This is a genomic window from Streptomyces sp. BRA346 (assembly GCF_052851135.1).
Map to the genome: position 1 here is coordinate 19,663 of NZ_JAIWIH010000023.1, position 16,415 is coordinate 36,077.

Annotated in this window: 19 protein-coding genes; 9 read left to right on the top strand and 10 right to left on the bottom strand. The window is 73.2% G+C overall.

Annotated features, from left to right (window positions below; translation table 11 throughout):
* Positions 1–64: 64 nt before the first annotated feature.
* The 3 genes from LCH29_RS25885 to LCH29_RS25895 all read right to left on the bottom strand — a co-directional run bounded on the left by LCH29_RS25885 (position 65) and on the right by LCH29_RS25895 (position 1,911).
* A complete protein-coding gene (locus tag LCH29_RS25885) occupies positions 65–244 on the bottom strand; it encodes a hypothetical protein (protein ID WP_446464123.1) in 180 nt (59 codons plus the stop codon).
* 162 nt (positions 245–406) lie between these two features.
* Positions 407–1,180 carry a helix-turn-helix domain-containing protein gene (locus LCH29_RS25890; RefSeq protein ID WP_446464124.1) on the bottom strand — a complete coding sequence of 258 codons (774 nt, stop codon included), beginning with the start codon at positions 1,178–1,180 and terminating at the stop codon, positions 407–409.
* A 353-nt stretch (positions 1,181–1,533) separates the two neighbouring features.
* Entirely contained in the window at positions 1,534–1,911 is a 378-nt protein-coding gene (locus tag LCH29_RS25895) for an ATP-binding protein (RefSeq protein ID WP_446464125.1), read from the bottom strand.
* A 347-nt stretch (positions 1,912–2,258) separates the two neighbouring features.
* On the opposite strand from LCH29_RS25895, the gene LCH29_RS25900 reads away from it, so the two are divergent.
* A complete protein-coding gene (locus tag LCH29_RS25900; RefSeq protein WP_446464247.1) occupies positions 2,259–3,371 on the top strand; it encodes a tetratricopeptide repeat protein in 1,113 nt (370 codons plus the stop codon).
* A 63-nt stretch (positions 3,372–3,434) separates the two neighbouring features.
* Positions 3,435–4,301: a hypothetical protein gene (locus LCH29_RS25905; protein ID WP_446464126.1), complete on the top strand. Its 867-nt coding sequence runs from the start codon at positions 3,435–3,437 to the stop codon at positions 4,299–4,301.
* A 98-nt stretch (positions 4,302–4,399) separates the two neighbouring features.
* Here LCH29_RS25905 and LCH29_RS25910 read toward each other — a convergent pair whose 3' ends face one another.
* Positions 4,400–5,488 (bottom strand): AI-2E family transporter, encoded by a 1,089-nt coding sequence (locus tag LCH29_RS25910; RefSeq protein ID WP_446464127.1) that lies wholly within the window; start codon positions 5,486–5,488, stop codon positions 4,400–4,402.
* 114 nt (positions 5,489–5,602) lie between these two features.
* Between LCH29_RS25910 and LCH29_RS25915 the strand changes: the two genes are divergently transcribed.
* Together LCH29_RS25915 and LCH29_RS25920 are read left to right on the top strand one after the other, a co-directional pair.
* The gene (locus tag LCH29_RS25915) at positions 5,603–6,196 is read left to right on the top strand and encodes a TetR/AcrR family transcriptional regulator (protein WP_446464128.1); all 594 of its coding nucleotides are present in this window, start codon (positions 5,603–5,605) and stop codon (positions 6,194–6,196) included.
* 12 nt (positions 6,197–6,208) lie between these two features.
* Positions 6,209–6,394 carry a hypothetical protein gene (locus tag LCH29_RS25920; protein ID WP_446464129.1) on the top strand — a complete coding sequence of 62 codons (186 nt, stop codon included), beginning with the start codon at positions 6,209–6,211 and terminating at the stop codon, positions 6,392–6,394.
* Between the two features lie 4 nt (positions 6,395–6,398).
* Here the strand turns inward: LCH29_RS25920 and LCH29_RS25925 are convergent, their stop codons facing one another.
* Complete coding sequence (locus tag LCH29_RS25925) at positions 6,399–7,295, bottom strand: alpha/beta fold hydrolase (RefSeq protein ID WP_446464130.1); 897 nt, start codon at positions 7,293–7,295, stop codon at positions 6,399–6,401.
* Positions 7,296–7,725: 430 nt separating this feature from the next.
* Here LCH29_RS25925 and LCH29_RS25930 point away from each other — a divergent pair, with 430 nt between their 5' ends.
* Positions 7,726–9,741 carry a BTAD domain-containing putative transcriptional regulator gene (locus tag LCH29_RS25930; RefSeq protein ID WP_446464131.1) on the top strand — a complete coding sequence of 672 codons (2,016 nt, stop codon included), beginning with the start codon at positions 7,726–7,728 and terminating at the stop codon, positions 9,739–9,741.
* On the opposite strand, the gene LCH29_RS25935 is transcribed toward LCH29_RS25930, so the two are convergent.
* Complete coding sequence (locus tag LCH29_RS25935; RefSeq protein WP_446464132.1) at positions 9,716–10,501, bottom strand: HipA family kinase; 786 nt, start codon at positions 10,499–10,501, stop codon at positions 9,716–9,718. The two genes, LCH29_RS25930 and LCH29_RS25935, sit on opposite strands and share 26 nt — an antisense overlap.
* Before the next feature lie 102 nt (positions 10,502–10,603).
* On the opposite strand from LCH29_RS25935, the gene LCH29_RS25940 reads away from it, so the two are divergent.
* Positions 10,604–10,816, top strand: a complete 213-nt coding sequence (locus LCH29_RS25940; protein WP_446464133.1) for a hypothetical protein — start codon at positions 10,604–10,606, stop codon at positions 10,814–10,816.
* Between the two features lie 192 nt (positions 10,817–11,008).
* Here the strand turns inward: LCH29_RS25940 and LCH29_RS25945 are convergent, their stop codons facing one another.
* Positions 11,009–12,418, bottom strand: a complete 1,410-nt coding sequence (locus LCH29_RS25945; RefSeq protein ID WP_446464134.1) for an amidase — start codon at positions 12,416–12,418, stop codon at positions 11,009–11,011.
* Positions 12,419–12,603: 185 nt separating this feature from the next.
* On the opposite strand from LCH29_RS25945, the gene LCH29_RS25950 reads away from it, so the two are divergent.
* A complete protein-coding gene (locus LCH29_RS25950; protein WP_446464135.1) occupies positions 12,604–12,741 on the top strand; it encodes an SCO1431 family membrane protein in 138 nt (45 codons plus the stop codon).
* 52 nt (positions 12,742–12,793) lie between these two features.
* The gene (locus LCH29_RS25955; RefSeq protein WP_446464136.1) at positions 12,794–13,504 is read left to right on the top strand and encodes a B3/B4 domain-containing protein; all 711 of its coding nucleotides are present in this window, start codon (positions 12,794–12,796) and stop codon (positions 13,502–13,504) included.
* Position 13,505: 1 nt separating this feature from the next.
* On the opposite strand, the gene LCH29_RS25960 is transcribed toward LCH29_RS25955, so the two are convergent.
* Genes LCH29_RS25960 through LCH29_RS25970 form a run of 3 tightly spaced genes read right to left on the bottom strand, consistent with a single transcriptional unit; the run spans position 13,506 to position 15,949 of the window.
* Positions 13,506–13,718 (bottom strand): hypothetical protein, encoded by a 213-nt coding sequence (locus LCH29_RS25960; RefSeq protein WP_055546847.1) that lies wholly within the window; start codon positions 13,716–13,718, stop codon positions 13,506–13,508.
* Between the two features lie 14 nt (positions 13,719–13,732).
* Positions 13,733–14,332, bottom strand: coding sequence for a SecDF P1 head subdomain-containing protein (locus tag LCH29_RS25965; protein WP_446464137.1), 600 nt, complete (start codon positions 14,330–14,332; stop codon positions 13,733–13,735).
* 42 nt (positions 14,333–14,374) lie between these two features.
* Positions 14,375–15,949 (bottom strand): acyl-CoA mutase large subunit family protein, encoded by a 1,575-nt coding sequence (locus LCH29_RS25970; RefSeq protein WP_446464138.1) that lies wholly within the window; start codon positions 15,947–15,949, stop codon positions 14,375–14,377.
* Between the two features lie 133 nt (positions 15,950–16,082).
* Between LCH29_RS25970 and LCH29_RS25975 the strand changes: the two genes are divergently transcribed.
* The gene (locus LCH29_RS25975) at positions 16,083–16,412 is read left to right on the top strand and encodes a hypothetical protein (protein WP_446464139.1); all 330 of its coding nucleotides are present in this window, start codon (positions 16,083–16,085) and stop codon (positions 16,410–16,412) included.
* The last annotated feature ends 3 nt before the right edge of the window (positions 16,413–16,415 follow it).

The following is a 16,415-nucleotide window of genomic DNA, read 5'->3' on the forward strand; positions in this document are numbered from 1 at the left end:
GATCCAGGGGGCTGGTCCCGCCGCCGCGTGAGGGGTGGGACCAGCCCCTGCGGGCGGCGGAGGACTACTGCCCGGGGATGCCGAGCGAGTGCCAGGCCGACCAGTCGGTGTCGTCACCGGCGGTGTTCTGCCAGGTGCATCTGATGGTGCCGTCGCCGAAGAGGGCGAAGACCTCCAGCGCATCGCTCGCATCGAGAGTGACCCAGGAGAAGGGGGAAACGTACCGGACGCTCACCGTAGCCATGGCAATCCCTGACCTCTCTGGTGACGTGGTGACCATCTGCACAGCAACAGGGAATGACCAGATGAGGTGCGGTGGTCTCCGGCGCAGGGTGGCATCCACCCTCCGAAAGCCCGTTTACGGCGATACGCCCCCTGCGTCCCCTCCGCGCTCCGGGCGGGCCGATCACGCGGCCACAGGTGCGGCGGCGTGGCGGCAGTCGCGGCAGCGGGCGCCGGGGGTGGGCGAGCGGAAGGCACGGTCGCAGCCGTTGCAGTTCCGGAGGGGCACGACCGCCGGTCGGGGGCTGGGCGCGGGAGTTGCTGGGAGAGGCGGCGGGAGCAGCGCGGTGAGGCGGTGCGCCAGGAACGCGGCGGGGTGGCGGAGGTCGGGCGGCAGGCTCGCGGTGAGGGTGCGACGTACGGCGTCGGGCGCGGCGCCCCGCTCCAGCCAGGCGGCCACGGCCGGGGCGAGGCGGTGTACGTCGCGCTGCGAGAGCAGTAACCGGTCGTCGTCGCGGCGGAGCGTGGCGAGGAGCGCCGCGGCTGCGGGGTGGGCGCGCTCGGGGGCCGCGGGCTCGGGTTGCGGCTCGCGTACGGGCCGTACGGGCTGCGGCTCGCGTACCGGCTGCTCCGGCTCCACGGGTTGCGATTCGCGGGCGCGGCGGGTGCGGGTGGCCTCCGGGTGGTTGTACGCGAGCGTACGGGTGACCATCCGACCGTCCGGGGTGCGCTCCCGCACGCGTTCGAGGTACCCGTACGCCTCCAACTCCCGCAGCGCGGCCGCGATCCGGTCCCGCCCCTCCGGGAACCGCTCGGCCAGCGTACGGATGTCGACGGACGCGCCGTCCGGCAGCGACTGGATGTGCGCGGCGAGGCCGATCGCGGTGAGGGAGAGGTCGCGGTGCTGGGTGAGGTGGTTGCCCACGATCGTGTAGCGGTTCGGGTGGCGTTCCCTCACATGAGTGACTCCGCCGACGGATCGGCGAACGAGAGATAGGGCGCGCGCAGGCGCGCTAGGGTGCTGCTCAGCCATCGGGAAGCCTCTGTCTCTTCCTCGGTGGTCAGGCCCTCGCCTCGGGATGCCAGTCCCGGCCGGGGGCCGTCGCATGTCTGGGATTGTTGTGACCGAGCCTGCCGCGCCAATCCGCTCCCGCGCCAGCCGAGTTGGGCGGAATCACCCGTCCGGGTGACTAGTGTGAGGTTTGGATGGGTTGGGAGGGGTTCTTTCCCAGGGTTCTTGGTCTTTGATGGCCCGCCGCACCGGTGCGCGGCCCACCGGGTCCAGGGTTCCCGGCCTCCGGAGGGACGGGCTCAAGTGGGGAGGTCGAGTTCGACCCAGATCGTCTTGCCGATCAGCTCGGGTTGAACGCCCCAGCGGTCCGCCAACTCCTCGACGAGCAGCAGCCCGTGCCCCGATTCGTGCGGCTGATCGCCGGTCTCGAATTGCGGACGAACGGCGGGCAGGCGGTCGGCCCGGGGATCCTTCACCTCGATGCGGAGCGTGTCGGAGGTCCTGTTGAGCGAGAGCCGGAAGTTCCGACCCGGGACGCGGCCGTGCAGCGCGGCGTTCGCGGCCAGCTCGGCGACGATCAGCGCCGCGTTCTCATGCGGCAGCTCCCAGGCCCGGATGCGCTCGGTCGCGAGCAGCCGGGCAAGGCGGGCGCCCTTGCGGGTGGCGGAGAGCAGCACGGTGTAGTGCGAAGCGGAAGTGCCAGTTCGGGTGATGATGAGGGTGTTCCTTCCGCCCGCTACCCGGCGGCTGCCCCACCGAGTGGTTACCATCAGTCAACGCCCGGATGCGGCGTGTGGGGAGCTGCCGCAATGTCTGCCACCTGTAGGCCAGTTGTGAACCAGGACCGACGATCGGGCCGGACATGACCATCGGGGAGCGCATCCGCACAGCACGCACGGCACGGCGCCCCAAGTGCAGCCAGGCGAGGCTTGCGGACGAACTCTCAGTGGCGCGCTGGGGGAAGACGGGGTTCTGCGACCGGCAGCAGGTCTACCGATGGGAAACGGGACGCCGGGTGCCCCAGGTGTGGTTGCCGTTCATCGAACAAGTCCTCACCGTCAGTCTGTCCGAGGACAATGAGTCTGAGTTCGCCGATACCGTGACCTCGGTCATGATCCTGGGAGGCAGCGACGTGGACCGACGACAGTTCCTCGCCGCATCCGCCGCCGTCGGCCTGGCCGCGCTCGACCTCCCTGACGCCGAAGCGGTCACCCGCCGTGTGAACCGTCCCGGCCCCGTGGCGGTCGGCATGGGCGAAGTCGCCGCCGTCCGCACCATGACCACCACCTTGGGCGATGCCGCTTCCGAGACCGGCGGCGGCCACGCCCGGCATCTCGCGGTGCGCTACCTCACCGTCGACGTCAAACGATGGCTGGACGGCCGCTACACGGACAAGGTCGGCCGCGAGCTGTTCGCCGCGACCAGCGAACTGGTGCACCTGATCGGCTGGATGGCCCGTGACGAGGGCGACCAGGGGCTGAGCCAGCAATACCACCTGCACAGCTTCAAGCTCGCCGCCGAGGCCGGGGAGAACGAACTCGCGGCGACGGCCTTGCGCGGACTCGCCGAACAGGCCATCGACCTCGGCCACATTCCCACCGCCGTACGGCTCGCCGAGGCGTGCGAACAGCGCGGCCGGAGACTCGACAACCCCAAGGCGCTCGCGTACTACCGCAATACCCTCGCCCGCGCGGCAGCCGCCGACGGCGACCACCCCACCGCCACGACGATGCTCACCTCCGCCCAAGCCGCCATCGAGCAGGCGCCGTCCCGGCCGGGCCAATCCTGGGCGAGCCACTACAGCCACGGCCGGTGGGCCCATGAATCGGGCATGATCCACGCCAAGCTCGGCGACCTCACCGCCGCAGAAGAACACCTCCATCTCGCCCTCGACATCCACGGCCTCGACCGCAAGCGCACCCGGGCGATCGTGCTCGCCGACCTCGGACACGTCCAGCTCAAACGCGACAACAGCGAGACGGCTCTGGCCACCTGGAGGGAGTTCCTCGACTGCGCCGACGGCGTGCAGTCCGTACGGATCAACGACGGCCTGACCAACGTCGCCGCCCGCGTCACATCTATGCCCGACAGTCCGGCAGCCGCCGAACTCGGCGAGCGCATCGCCGCCCGAGCGTGACCGCACCGTACGCGGGCGCCGTCCCCGAAGACGGCCGCGCACGGCGGCTGCGAGACTGCCGCGATGGCCCTCACCACCGGCGCACCGCCCGTCGACCTCGCCACGAGCCTCCCCGAGATCGCCCCGTATGCCCGGACCACCGTCCGGCTGCATCCCCGGCGGGGTGAGCCCGGTGTGCGGGACAGTCACATCGGCGGGCCGCTGTGGTGGCCGGGTGCCGAGCCGTGGCCGTACTGCGACGAGCACAAGGACATCAACGGCAGGCCGCTCGGCCCGTATCCGCTCGTCGCCGTGGCTCAGTTCACCGCCGCCGACTTCCCCGAGATCGCCTTCCCCGCCGGGACGGACCTCGCCCAGGTCCTCTGGTGCCCCGACTGGCACGACCAGCCGCACCCGGAGGGGTGGGGGCAGGCCTGCCGGGTGTTCTGGCGGCGGGCCGCGGACGTCGGCGAGGTGCTGGCCGAACAGCCCGATCCCGCCGAACACTGGGAGTACGACAGCGACATGGTGCCGCGCCCGTGCGCGCTGCATCCGGAGCGGGTGGTCGAGTACCCGTGGCCGGAGGAACTGCCGGACGACCTCAGGGAGTGGCTGGACGACGACGTGTACGACGACGTGTCGACGGTCCCCGGCTGCAAGCTCGGCGGTGGCATGGGCTGGGCGACGACGGACATGCCGTATTCACTGACGTGCGGGGTCTGCGGGGGTGCGCTCGTGCTGTTCGTGCAGTTCGATACGTACGAGTTCACGTACGGCGGCCGCGAACCGGACCGGTTCTGGCCGCTGGAGGAACGCCACCTCGAACCGGGCACCCCGGCCTTCAACGCGGCACGCGAGCCGACCGGCATGACGGTCGGACGCGGCAGCCACGCGGGCCTCTTCCTCTGCATGACGGACCCCACCCACCCGCCGTCCTTCTTCACGCAGTAACCGTGCCGTCCGGCTGGAGAACAGCGGTCGAGGAGGGCGTCGAGTAGCCGGGGCACCCTCCGAGCAGGGCGCTGCGAGGCCAGGCCGCCAACGCCCGGCTAACCGAGGTGTTCCGGCTCCTGTAGCGGGTCGCTGAGCTGCTCGCGCAGGTAGTTCCAGACCACCGCGATCAGCGCGGCGACCGGTACGGCGAGCAGGCTGCCCACGACACCGGCCAGGCTGGCGCCCAGCGTCACCGCCAGCAGGACCACCGCGGCGTGCAGGCCGAGCCCGCGGCTTTGGATCATGGGCTGGAACACATTGCCCTCGAGCTGCTGCACCGCCACGATGATCGCCAGCGTGATCAACGCGTCCGTCGGGCCGTTGGACACCATCGCGATGAGCACCGCGACGAAGCCCGCAAACAGGGCGCCGACGATCGGCACGAACGCGGATACGAAGGTCAGCACCGCCAGCGGCAGCACCAGCGGGACGCCCAGAATCAACAGGCCGAGGCCGATGAAGACGGCGTCGAGCAGCCCCACCAGCGCCTGGGACCGCACGAACGCGCCGAGCGTGTCCCAGCTGCGCGCGGCCACGGTGGGGACATCGGTGGCGAGCCGACCGGGCAGTTGGCGGGCGAGCCAGGGCAGGAACCGCGGGCCGTCCTTGAGGAAGAAGAACATCAGGAAGAGGGCCAGGACGGCGGTGACCAGACCACCGACCACGGCGTTCACTCCCGTGACGACCGTGGCGACCATGCTGCTGGCACTCTTTTGCAGGCGGGCGGCCGCGGTGTCGGTTGCCTGCGCGATCTGAGCGTCGTCGATGTTCAGCGGTGGCCCGGCGGCCCACTCGCGCACCGTGTGCAGACCTTGGGTCACGCCGTCGACCAACTCGCCGGACTGGGATGCCACCGGGACCGCGATCAGCGCCACGACACCCATGGCGACCAGGAGGAACAGCGCGGTCACGGCCGACGCGGCCACGGCGGGAGGCCACCCGTGCCCGCGGAGAAAACGCGTCAGGGGCCAGGTCAGCGTGGTGAGCAGCAAGCCGATGATGAGCGGCCAGACGATCGACCACATCTGCCCCAGAAGCCACAGGGTCACCGCGGTCATCCCGAGGACCAGGAGCACATCGACGGATATGCGCGCCGATGAGCGGAGTGCGGCACGGGTTCTCGCGGAACTGAAGGTGGCAGGCATGGGACACCGTACCCCGTTCACGCTTCGCTATCGCTGCTGCCCAGGAGCGCTAGGGGCAACCATTCTGAACGATCGTCCTGAACGCGCGTTCAGATGTGGGGTACGCTGCCCCGCATGCGACACCGCGAACAGCTCATGGCCGGGGCGAAGCAGTGCCTGGAGGAGCGGGGATACGCCCGCACCACCTCGCGCGACATCGCCGCCGCCGCCAACGCACCGCTCGGCACGATCAACTACCACTACGCCTCGAAGGAAGCGCTGCTCAACGCCGCGCTTCTGGAGATGCTCCACGAGTGGGGCGAGAAGGTCCTGACCCGGTCGGCGGGGTCCGCCCGGGATGCCGGGGTGGGGCCGCGGCTGGAGGCGATGTGGGCGGGGGTGGTCGGGTCCGAGGCCGTGGACCGTCCGCTGCTGGTGGCCAGCGTCGAGGCGTTCGCGCAGGCCGAGCGCTTCCCGGAGATCCGTCAGCAGATCGCGGAGGCGTTCGAGCGGTCCCGTACGGAAATGGCGGCGGATCTGCACGGGATCGACGCCACCGACAGCGCGGAGGACAAGGAACTCGCCCGCGCGGTCGGGTCGGTGCACATGGCCCTGGTCGCGGGCCTGACCCAGCAGTGGCTGATCGATCCCGAACGCGCCCCGTCGGCGCGGGAGGTGGCCGCGGGACTGCGGCGGATCGCCGAGGACCTCGACCCCTCCGGCGCCTGACAGGGGGCAGCGGTGTCAGCCACACGCCCCTTCACGCATCTGCACGTCCATACGCAGTACCCGGGCCCCAGCGAGGTGCGGCTCCGGGTCCGCGGCCCCGCCAGGACGACCGTCTACCGGCTGGGCTACCGCGTGTCCGCCCATCCCGGCTTCTGGGCGGACCTCAAGGCCGCGGTGGCGGTGACGCGGGCGGTGTGAGCCGTCAGGAGGGGCGGGCAAGGAGCGCGCGGAGCGCCTTCGCGACGTCCGCGGGCGCCTCCTCGGCCATGAAGTGGCCGTACGCCACGGTCTCGTGGTGCAGATCGGGCGCCCAGGCGCGCCACAGCCCCTCCGCGTCGAAGCCGAGGGCGGCGCCCCAGTCCTGCTGGAGCACGGTGACCGGCATCCGCAGCCGGTGGCCCGCCTCCCGGTCGGCCCGGTCGTGGGCGACGTCGATCCCCGCGGAGGCTCGGTAGTCCGCGACGATCGAGGGGACGGCGGCACGGCAGGCGTCCAGATACGCGGCGCGGACGGTGGCGGGGATCGCGGCGGGGTCCGTGCCCCAGAGGTCGAGGAAGTGGCCGAAGAAGACGTCCGGGGCGGCGGCGATCATCCGCTCCGGCAGACCCGGCGGCTGCGCCATCAGATAGAGGTGGAAGCCGACCGCAGCGGTGACGCCGTGCATCGCCTCCCACATGTCGAGGGTCGGCAGCACGTCGAGCGCGGCGAGGTGGGTGACGGCGTCCGGGTGGTCGAGCCCGGCCCGGAACGCGACCAGGGCGCCGCGGTCGTGACCGGCGAGGGCGAACCGGTCGTGGCCCAGGGCCCGGGCCACGGCCACGATGTCGGCGGCCATGGTGCGCTTGGCGTACGTCGTGCCGTCGTCGGCCTCGGCGGGTTTGTCGCTCGCGCCGTAGCCGCGCAGATCGGGGCAGATGACGGTGTGGTCGGCCGCCAGGTCGGCCGCGACGTGCCGCCACATCAGGTGGGTCTGCGGGAAGCCGTGCAGGAGGACGACGGGGGTGCCGGTGCCGCCGACGGCGACGTTGAGGGCGACGCCGTCGTCGCTGACGGGGATGCGGTGGTGGGCGAAACCGGGGATGACGGGGCTCTGTGGCATGGCGCGCGCTGCTCTCGGCTGGTGGCGGATCCGCCGGGTCTTTCGGCGGACGTGTCGAGGGTGCCGCGCCCGGATCAGCAACGGGTCAGCGCGGGCAGGGGCGGCCTTGCGGATCGGCCGGATGGCGGCGGGCGGAGTCTGGTGGGTGCGGGGCCCGCCAGCGGTGGCACGAGGTGGCGTGCCGGGTGCCGCCAGGCCCCGTACCCGGTGGCGCGGGCGCCGTACTCGGTAGCGCGGGCGCCGTACTCGGTAGCAGGCCGGGCGCCGTACTCGGTGGCAGGCCGGGCGCCGTACCCGGTGACGCACGGTGACGCGCCAGATACCCGCCAGGCCCCCGCACCCGGTGGCACGAGTGCCGTACCCGGTGGCGGGCCCGGCGTTGGGAGTCCGGCTTGGCGGTGAGGCTCCCCTCGCCCGTTACGGTGGCCCGGTGACGTGGGAACGGGTCGCGTTCGGTGTGCTCGGGCCGGTGGTGGCCGAGGGCGACGGCGGCGCGCTCGCGCTGAAGGGGCCACGGCACCGGGCGGTCCTCGCCCGGCTCATCGTGGCCCGCCGACGGGTCGTACCGGTGGCCCGGCTCGTCGAGGACCTGTGGGACGAGCCCCCGGCGGGGGCCGTCGGCGCCGTACAGACCTTCGTCGGCGCACTCCGCCGCGCCCTGGAACCCGACCGTCCGCCACGGTCCCCGGCCCGGCTCCTGGTCACCGAGGGCCCCGGGTACGCGCTGCGGGCCGCGCCGGACGCGGTGGACGCGTGGCGCTTCGAGGCGGCCGTCGCCACCGCCGCGGAACTGCCGCCCGCGGCGGCGCTGCGACGGCTCGACGAGGCACTGGAGCTGTGGCGCGGTCCGGCGTACGCCGACTTCGAACGGGAGCACTGGGCCCGCGGCGAACGCTCCCGCCTGGCCGAACTGCGGCTCCGCGCCGTCGAGCGGCGTGCCGAGACCCTGCTCGCCCTGGACCGCGGCGCCGAGGCGGTCCCCGACCTCGACGCCCACCTGACCGAGCACCCCTGGCGCGAGGACGCCTGGCACCTGCTGGCCCTCGCCCTGTACCGCTCGGGCCGTCAGGGCGACGCCCTCGCCGTCCTGCGCCGGGCCCGCACCACGCTGATCGACCAGCTGGGCCTCGACCCCACCCCCCGCCTCAGCCGCCTCCAGGCGGACATCCTGGCCCAGGACCCCGCCTTGGAGGCCCCCGCTCCGGTGGAGGCGGTCGGCGGGGCCGGACTCGACGAGTCCGCCGGGGTCGCGGCCCGGTTGTGGGCGGAGGCGGCGGCGGTTTACGAGCGGACGGTCGGCGGTGGGGCGCGGGCTCGGCTGGAGTCCGCGGTGGGGCTGATCCGGAACCTCGCGGTGACCGGCGGCGGTGGGCTGGAGGCGGCCCGGCAGCACCGAATGGCGGCCATCTCCGCCGCCGAGGAGTGCGGCGACCCGGAGCTGACCGCGCGGGTCATCGGCGCCTACGACGTCCCCGCGATCTGGCCCCGGAGCGACGATCCGGAGCTTGCGGAACGGATCGTCGGCGCGGCCGAGCGCACCCTCGCCGCGCTGCCGGGAGGCGACGCGGCCCGCTGCCGTCTGCTGGCCACCGTCGCGCTGGAGATGCGTGGCACCCGCTCCCCGCGCGGGCCCGGCGCGGCGCGCGAGGCGGAGGAGATCGCCCGGCGGCTGGACGATCCGGCGCTGCTGGTCTTCGCCCTGAACGGCGCGTTCATGCAGTCCTGCACCCGCGCCGGGCTCGCGCCGCGGCGCGATGCGATCGGTGCGGAACTGGTGACGGTGGCCGCCCGGCACGGGCTGGTGACGTACGAGGTGCTGGGCCACCTGGTCCGCCTTCAGGCGCGCGCCGCCCTCGACGACTTCGCGGGGGCGGACGAGCACGCCACCGCCGCGGAACGGCTGGGCGCGCGCCATGAACTGCCGCTCGTGGGCGTCTTCACCCAGTGGTACGGGGCGCTGCGGCTCGCCGCGACCGGAGAGACGGCGCGGGCCGAGGCCGCGTACCGGGCCGCCGCCCGGCGGTTGGCGGGCGCCGGGATGCCCGGCGTCGAGCGGGGGCTGCTGCCGCTCGCGCTGCTGTGCCTGCGGCTGTCGGACGGGGCGTCCGCGCGCGAGGCGGGTCGGGGCGTCGATCTGGGCGCGGACTGGGGTCCGTACCGCCCGTGGGCCGAGCCGTTCGCGCTGCTCGGCGCGGGTGCCGGGCACGAGGCGCGGGCGGCGCTGCGGGCCCTGCCGGAGCCGCCGCCCGATCTGCTGTACGAGGCACTGTGCGCCCTGGAGGCGGCGGTCGCCCTGGAGATCGGCGACCGGGCCGCCCTGGAACGGACCCACGCCCGCCTGCTCGCGGCCACGGGCCAGCTCGCGGGCGCGGCCAGCGGACTCCTCACGGCCGGTCCGGTGGACCGCTGGCTGGCCGCGATCACGGCGGGAACCACTCGGGCATGAGGCGGACGCGGGCGGCCAGGTGGGAGATGTATGCCTCGCGGAGGTCGGCGGGCGTCGCCCAGCCCGGCTCGGCGGCCAGCCAGGCGCCGGGGACCGCGGCCACGATCTCGCGAAGCAGCCGGGGCGTGACCCGGGGGGCGAGTTCGGCGGCGGCCGCCGGGAGGGCGGGGACGCCGCGTACGAGGGCGTGGTGACGGAGATCGTACGGCTTGGCCGCCACGGCCGCGGCAGTCTCCCACCGGTGGTGGAAGACGAGCGAGGCGCCGTGGTCGATGAGCCACAGCCGGGGCGGCTGGTGGCCGTTGGTGGGCCAGGTCATGAGGTTGGTGCTGTGCCGTGTGCGGTCCACGTTGGCGGTGAGCGCGTCCAGCCAGAGGATCCGGGCGCACTCCAGTGGGTCGAGGCCGAGCGCGTCCCGCCCGTCCGGCGTGAAGTCGGCGGCTCCCGGCAGGTAGTCCATGCCGAGGTTGAGGCCCGCGCTGGCGCGCAGCAGGTCCTGGATCTCCTGGTGCGGCTCCTCCTGGGCGACCGCGGGATCGAAGTGCACCAGGACCAGTTCCGGGACGCGTAATCCCAGTCGCCGGGCCAGCTCGCCCACGATGACCTCGGCGACGAGCGCCTTGGGCCCCTGCGCGGAGCCGGTGAACTTGACGACGTACGTGCCCAGGTCGTCGGCCTCCACCACGCCGGGGACGGAGCCGCCGGTGCGCAGCGGGGTGACGTATCGGACGGCCGTCACCTCGCGCAGTGCGCTGTTCATCTCAGACCCCCCAAGCGACATCCCCCAATCCTGAATTGCGTTGCAAATATACAATGCGTTTCAGTTTTCGACGGACGACCAGGAACGAGAGGACACCCGGGCATGACGACGCCGAGCGCACACCAAGAGGCCGTGCATCGCGCCAACGAGGCCCTCCAGACCTACACGCTCTCCGGCGACGGGTGGCGCCGGAGCCCCGGCGAGACCCTGCGGCTGCTCCTCGCCGATCTGCTGCACTGGTGCGACGACACCCAGCGCGACTTCGACGCCGCGCTGGAGCGGGCCCGGGACCGGCACGCGGCCGACCGGCGTTAGGGGGTGTCTTGTCGATCAGGCCGGATCAGCGAGCGGCGTCAGGGGGCACCTCCCAGCGGTAGCTGGGGGAAGCTCGCAACCCGCGTGAGGAGAGCGCAGGGGGCACCTCCCAGCGGTAGCTGGGGGAGGCGCTGCGCGCGACGAGCGCGGACAGCGGCGTCGCGAGCCCGGCATGATCGGCAAGACACCCCCCTAGCGCTCGACCCGGGGCCAGCGTTCGTACCACCTCTGGTCGGCCTCCAGCTGCGCCGCCAGGGAGATCAGCAGGGGTTCGCTACAGGCCGGGCCCAGGAGTTGGGCGCCCAGGGGGAGGGTGGTGGCGGGGTCGGCGAAGCCCGCGGGGACGTTGACGGCGGGCCAGCCCAGGACGTTCCAGGGCCAGGCGTACGGGCAGGCCGCGATCACCGCGCGGTCGGTGTGCCAGCCGGACAGCCGGGCCATGGCGCCGATGGGCAGGGGCGGGGTGGCGGTCGTCGGAGAGAGGACGACGTCGTACCGCTGGAAGATGGCCCCGACTCGGCGCCGCAGGGGCTCTTCGGCGGCGCGGGCGAGGCGCAGGGCTGTGCCGCGCAGGAGGCGGCCGTTGCGGGCGGCGGCGCGGGTGCGGACGTCCAGCAGGAGCGGATCGGGGACGCGGGCCGCCCATTCGCACAGGCCCGCCGTGGCACGCGGCAGGAAGGCGAGCCCGACGGCGCCGTAGCGCGGCTCGGCCTCCTCGACCTCGTGGCCGAGGGCGGCGAGCCGTTCGGCGAGCCGGGTGACGGCGGCGCGGACGGCCGGGTCCAGGCTTTTCGGCGTGCCCGTGAAGGCGGGCTTGAACGACAGGGCGATCCGCAGCCGCCCCGGGTCGCGGCCCGGGGCGGACAGCACGTCCACGGGGTCCGGACAGTGGAGGTCGCCGTCGCGGTTGCCGCTGGCCGCGTGCAGCAGCAGGGCGGCGTCGGCGACGGTGCGGGCGAGGGGGCCGTTGCAGGTGATGCCGTTGAAGGACTCGGCGTCCGGCCAGGTGGAGATCCGGCCGCGCTGCGGTTTGATGCCGACGAGATGGCTCCAGGCGGCCGGGATGCGGACCGAGCCCGCGCCGTCCGAGCCGAGCGCGGCGGGGACCAGCCCGGCGGCGACGGCGGCCGCGGCGCCGCCGGAGGAGCCGCCGGGGGTGTGGGCGAGGTTCCAGGGGTTGCGGGTGTCGCCGAAGGCGGGGCCCTCGGTGAACGGCCACTGGCCCAGCTCGGGCGTGTTCGTCTTGCCGACGATCACGGCCCCGGCCGCCCGCAGCCGCCGCACCGCCTCGCCGTCCTCCGTCTTGGCCGGGAAGTCGCCGCAGCAGCCGAAGGCGGTCGGCTCGCCCGCCACGTCCGTATCGTCCTTGACCGCGATGGGCACCCCGAGGAGCGGCAGCCGCTCACCCGCCGCCAGCCGCCGGTCGGCGTCGGCGGCCTCGCGCAGCGCGGCCTCGGTCCGGACGCGCCGGAAGGCGTTGAGGGTGGCCTGGGTCTCGGCGATGCGGCGCAGCGCCTGCTCGACCAGCGCCCGCGAGGTCACCTCGCCGTCGGCCAGCGCCTTGACCTGCTGGCCCAGCCCCTTCGGAATGACGCTGGTCAACGATGGACCTCCTCGCTCTCACACAGAGGTGAATTAGGCCACTCCCCCTTTACCCGGGGAGGGGACGCCACGCACCCTGGGCAACAGTGGTTGCCCGTTTCATCACCATCATCACCATCCTCCGCAGCATCTCCAAGCGCCTCTCCCAGCAGACTCAGCCTCTCCCAGTAGCAAGGACGACCCGCATGACCGAGATCGCCGTCCCGCACACCGGCACCGGCGGCCCCTCCGGCTCCGACCGCGACGAGCTGGTGGAGCACGCCATCGGCTGGGTCCTCGCCATCGTGATGGCGATGCTCACGGTCCAGATCGGCCTGTTCTAGGACCGCGGACAGTGCAAAACAATGCACTGATACGTATGTCATAGTGGACCGCATGACGACGTCCACCGCATCCCACTGGCTCGCTTCCGCCACCGTCGACCCCGCCGTGCACGCGCTGCGCCCCGACTACCGCGCGCTGCTCATCACCGCAGAGGGCCTGCGCCCCGGGCCCAGTGACGAGCTGAGCGAGAAGTGGCTGTCCGCCGCCGAGACGGAGGCGCGGGAGCGCTTCGGGGGCGAGCCGGTGGAGGAGCATCCGCATCTGGCCGCCTGGCGCGAGGCGTTCCGCGGCTTCGGCGCGAAGCCGCAGCGCACCCGGCCCAGCGCGGAGGCGCTGCTGCGCAGGCTGGACGCCGGGCTGCCCCGGGTGGACCGGCTGACCGACCTCTACAACGCGATCTCGGTCGGCCATGTGATCCCACTGGGCGGCGAAGACCTCGACCACTACACCGGCGCGGCCCGGCTGGTGCGCGCCACGGGCGACGAGGCGTTCGAGACGACGGCGAGCGGCGAGCCCGCCGTGGAGCACCCCGCGCCCGGCGAGGTGGTGTGGCGGGACGACGCGGGCGTCACCTGCCGCCGGTGGAACTGGCGGCAGTGCACCCGCACCCGGCTCACCCACACCACCACCCGCGCCATGTTCGTGCTGGACGCGCTCGGGCCGATGGACGACGCCGCGCTGACGGCGGCCGGTGACCGGCTCGGCGAGGCGCTGGCCGAGTCCAGCCCCGGGGTCGTGCTCGCCTCCCGGCTCGTGAGCTGACTCAGAACAGCGGCTGCTGGCCCGGAGTCGGCGGCTCGTCCCCGCCGAACAGCTTCGGCGGGGTGGTCAGCAGCGGCGCGATCCGCCGCGATCCGGGGCACGACACCAGCTCGTAGTCGGAGCGGCGGCCGGGCGGATCGTGGCGGGCGAAGCGCCCGCCGACCACCGCGATCTCACGGGTGCAGACCGGACAGGTGCGGCGGGGAGCAGACATGACCCCAGTGTCGCTCACCCGCCGCGGATGTCCCGGGCGAGCTTCCGGGCCGAGTCCGCGGTGAAGTTCCCGGAGATCTGGACGGTGCCGCCGGTGAGGGCCTGGGCGACGGACGGCGCGGACAGCAGCGTGCCGTCGCGCACCATGGCGAGCTGGTTCCGCGGCGGCGCCTGCGCGGCCAGCGTGCCGGTGAGCCGCGCGAAGCGGGCACGGTCGCGGCCGGTGAGGCCGACGGTCACGACCCAGCCCGCGCCCGACGTCGCCTCGTAACCCGCCTTCGCCCAGGCGGGACGCGCCGTCATACCGGAGGCGGGCGTGACCACGTAGCAGGTGTCCGCCGCGGCGTCCCGGTACGTGGCGTACGCGTCCGGGCTCGCGCCCAGCGCCGTACGGCTCGGACACGCCCCCTGGGCCGTCGCCTCGACGGGCAGGAACCGCAGCGGCTCCGCGTCCCGCGCCACGGCCGAGGGCGGCGCGGCGGAGGGCGATGACGCGGCGCTGCCGCTCGGCCCGCCGAAGACCCGGTCCTCCCCCTCGCCGCCGCAGCCCGCGATCGCCGTCGCGGCCAGCGCGCACCAGACCGCCGCCGCGGCCCGCCCCCATGAAGCCCTCATCGGACCCATCCCCCCTGACCCCCCGGATACAGCCGTTACCGCTCAGAATGCATCAGCCGGGACATACGTGCCCCACACTTCCCGCAACGCGTCGCACACCTCGCCGAGCGTGGCCCGCGCGGCGAGCGCGTCCTTCATCGGGTAGAGCACATTGGCCGTGCCCGGCTCGCTCTCGGCCGCTTTCTTCAGCGCCGACAGCGCCGCCCCCACCGCCGCGCGGTCCCGCCCGGCCCGGAGCCGGGCGAGCCGGTCGCGCTGGCGCTCCTCGATGGCCGGGTCCACGCGCAGCGGTTCGTACGGCTCGTCCGCGTCGGTCCGGAACCGGTTGACCCCGACCACCACCCGCTCCCCCGCCTCCTGTTCGCGGGCGATGCGATACGCGTTGCGCTCGATCTCGTCCTTCTGGAAGCCCTGTTCGATGGCGGCCACGGCGCCGCCCAGATCCTCCACCCGGCGCATCAGGTCCACCGCCGCCTCCTCGACGGCGTCGGTCAGCGCCTCCACCGCGTACGAGCCCGCGAACGGGTCGACGGTCGCCGTCACGTCCGTCTCGTACGCCAGCACCTGCTGCGTGCGCAGCGCGAGCCGGGCCGAGGTGGCGGTGGGCAGGGCGATGGCCTCGTCGAAGGCGTTGGTGTGCAGCGACTGGGTGCCGCCGAGCACCGCCGCCAGCCCCTGGACGGCGACCCGGACGAGGTTCACCTCGGGCTGCTGGGCGGTGAGTTGGACGCCCGCGGTCTGCGTGTGGAAGCGCAGCATCTGCGACTTCGGGTCGCGCGCCCCGAACTCCTCGCGCATCACCCGCGCCCAGATCCGGCGCGCGGCGCGGAACTTGGCGACCTCTTCGAGGAGAGTCGTACGGGAGACGAAGAAGAAGGAGAGGCGCGGCGCGAAGTCGTCCACGCCCATGCCCGCCGCGAGCGCCGTACGGACGTACGCGATGCCGTCCGCGAGCGTGAACGCGATCTCCTGCGCGGGCGAGGCACCGGCCTCGGCCATGTGGTAACCGGAGATCGAGATCGTGTTCCACTTGGGCAGGGCAGTCCGACAGTACTGGAAGATGTCCGCGATGAGCCGCAACGAGGGTGCGGGCGGGAAGATGTACGTACCGCGCGCGATGTACTCCTTGAGGACGTCGTTCTGGATGGTGCCGGTCAGCCGCTCCCCCGGCACCCCCTGCTCCTCGGCGACGAGTTGATAGAGGAGCAGCAGCATCGCTGCGGGCGCGTTGATCGTCATCGACGTCGAGACCTGGTCGAGCGGAATGCCGTCGAACAGGATCCGCATGTCCTCGATCGAGTCGATGGCGACGCCGACCTTGCCGACCTCGCCGTGCGCGAGCGCCGCGTCGGAGTCGTAGCCCATCTGGGTGGGCAGGTCGAACGCGACCGAAAGACCGGTCGTGCCGTGCTCGATCAGCTCCCGGTAGCGGGCGTTGGACTCGGCGGCGGTGCCGAACCCCGCGTACTGACGCATCGTCCACGGACGGCCGGTGTACATCGACGGATAGACGCCGCGGGTGAAGGGGTACGCGCCGGGCTCGCCGAGCGCGCCGCGGTCGCGGCCGGGCCCGTACACCGGCTCGATCGGGAATCCCGACTCCGACTCGCGCGCCATGGGTCCCTGCCTTCTGGTGGCTTATACCTGCCCTTGTACCCATTCAGGGCCTTCTTCACAGCATGCGCCGATGTTCGGCGCATGGCAGCCCCGGGCAACATTCCGGGCGACGAACCGGTGAAGAGGGGGATCCATGCATGGAAGATCGGTCGTCCGCACCGCACTCGCCACGGCCGCCGCGGCGGCGCTCGTGGCGGGCTGCCGGGGCGAGACGGTGACCCTGGACGGACAGCGACATACGAGAGCGGAGCCGCGTGCGGGCGCGAGCACGGCGAGCGCGGCGCCCCGCACCCCTACGGCAGCGCCGCGCCCGCACCGCACGTTCACCCACACCCCGCGGGCCACGCCCCACCGGGCCGCCCCGCCCCGCACCCGGGTGGCGGCGAAGCCGCGCGGCGCCCCGCGGGTGGCGCCGCCCGTCATCGCCTTCGGCACCAGCGGCGAACGGGTGCGCGAACTCTAGGCG